General features: G+C 64.7%; 1 protein-coding gene and 2 pseudogenes. All 3 read left to right on the forward strand.

What is annotated here, in order from left to right; genetic code table 11:
• Window positions 1-229: pseudogene (locus JCM19049_RS14180) on the forward strand (phospho-sugar mutase); the annotation flags it as partial.
• 101 nt (window positions 230-330) lie between these two features.
• A pseudogene (gene deoC, locus JCM19049_RS14185) lies at window positions 331-1,016 on the forward strand (deoxyribose-phosphate aldolase).
• A gap of 34 nt (window positions 1,017-1,050) precedes the next feature.
• Complete coding sequence (locus tag JCM19049_RS14190; protein WP_279403269.1) at window positions 1,051-1,248, forward strand: hypothetical protein; 198 nt, start codon at window positions 1,051-1,053, stop codon at window positions 1,246-1,248.
• Window positions 1,249-1,421: the final 173 nt, after the last annotated feature.

The following is a 1,421-nucleotide window of genomic DNA, read 5'->3' on the forward strand; positions in this document are numbered from 1 at the left end:
GGCCCGCGCAGGCGCGCAGCTGCCGGCCACCGATGCGGTGGTGCTGCACACCGCCAACCGGGCCCGGGTCATCATCCGTCCCTCCGGCACCGAACCGAAACTCAAGTGCTACATCGAGACCATCGTGTCGGTGGATCCAGGAGCCCCGGTGGGCGCACTGCGTGAGCAGGCTACCGCCGAGTGCGTGGCCATCAAGGCCGAGCTCGCCGAATTTTTCGCCGACAGCTAGCCCCCACCCGCAGGTCCTGAAGACCCCACGATTTCACAGTTCGCTTTTAGTGTTCGGCTGCGGTCCTTGGACCCCAGCCCCGACGATTGGCAAGGATGATCATGACCGAACTTTCCGCCCAGGACATTGCCGGGTACATCGACCACACGCTGCTGGCGCAGAACGCCTCCCGGGAGCAGATCGTGCAGATCTGCACCGAGGCCAAGCAGTACCACTTCAAGTCGGTGTGCGTGAACCCGCTGTGGGTTTCCACCGTTGCCCGTGAGCTGGCCGGCAGTGACGTGCTCACCTGCTCGGTCATCGGCTTCCCATTGGGGGCCAGCACCACCGAAACCAAGGTGTTTGAGGCCAAGCAGGCGATCTCCGACGGCGCGAACGAAATTGACATGGTCATCGACGTGGCCGCCGCGCTACGCGGGGATGGGGACGCGCTGGTCAACGACATCTTCGCGGTCGCCCAGGCAGTGCATGAGGGCGGGGCGATCTTGAAGGTCATCATTGAAACCGCCCTGCTGGACGAGTCGGCCAAGGTGCTGGCCTGCACCTCCGCCAAGTCCGCGGGCGCCGACTTCGTGAAGACCTCCACCGGCTTCTCCACCGGCGGGGCCACCGTGGAGGATGTGGAGCTGATGCGCCGCACCGTGGGCGAACAGATGGGCGTCAAGGCCTCCGGCGGGTGCGCACCCTGGAAACCGCGCGGGCCATGATCGCCGCCGGCGCCACCCGTCTTGGGTCCAGCTCAGGAGTTGCTATCCTAGAGGGAGGACAAGGCGGGACCGGCTACTAACCGGCCGCAGGTTTTCGTTCCACAAGGAGAAATAGTGTACTCGAACGACAAGAACGTCTCCCACTCCGGCGAGGGTCGCCTGGTTGGCAACGTCATCAGCTTTGTGATCTTCTTCGTCATGTTCGCCGGTGGCATCTACGCCCTGTCGTTCTGGTCGCTGGACAACGCCTGGATCCCCTCGATCCTGTGCTTCGCCCTGGTCTCCCTGGCTTCGCCATTCCGATGCACCTGATGGGGCGCGCCGACTCGGCCGAAGTCACCATGCACCAGAACGACTAAGACCTGCCGCGACGTTAGTCACCGCACCGGCAAAAAGGTGGGTGGATCCGCACGGATCCATCCACCTTTTTTCGTTCCCCGGTGCGTGGGCCTACCGCCCGGTCCGGCCGGCGCGCGGGCCGGCAG

The sequence above is a fragment of the Arthrobacter sp. JCM 19049 genome (assembly GCF_001310435.1).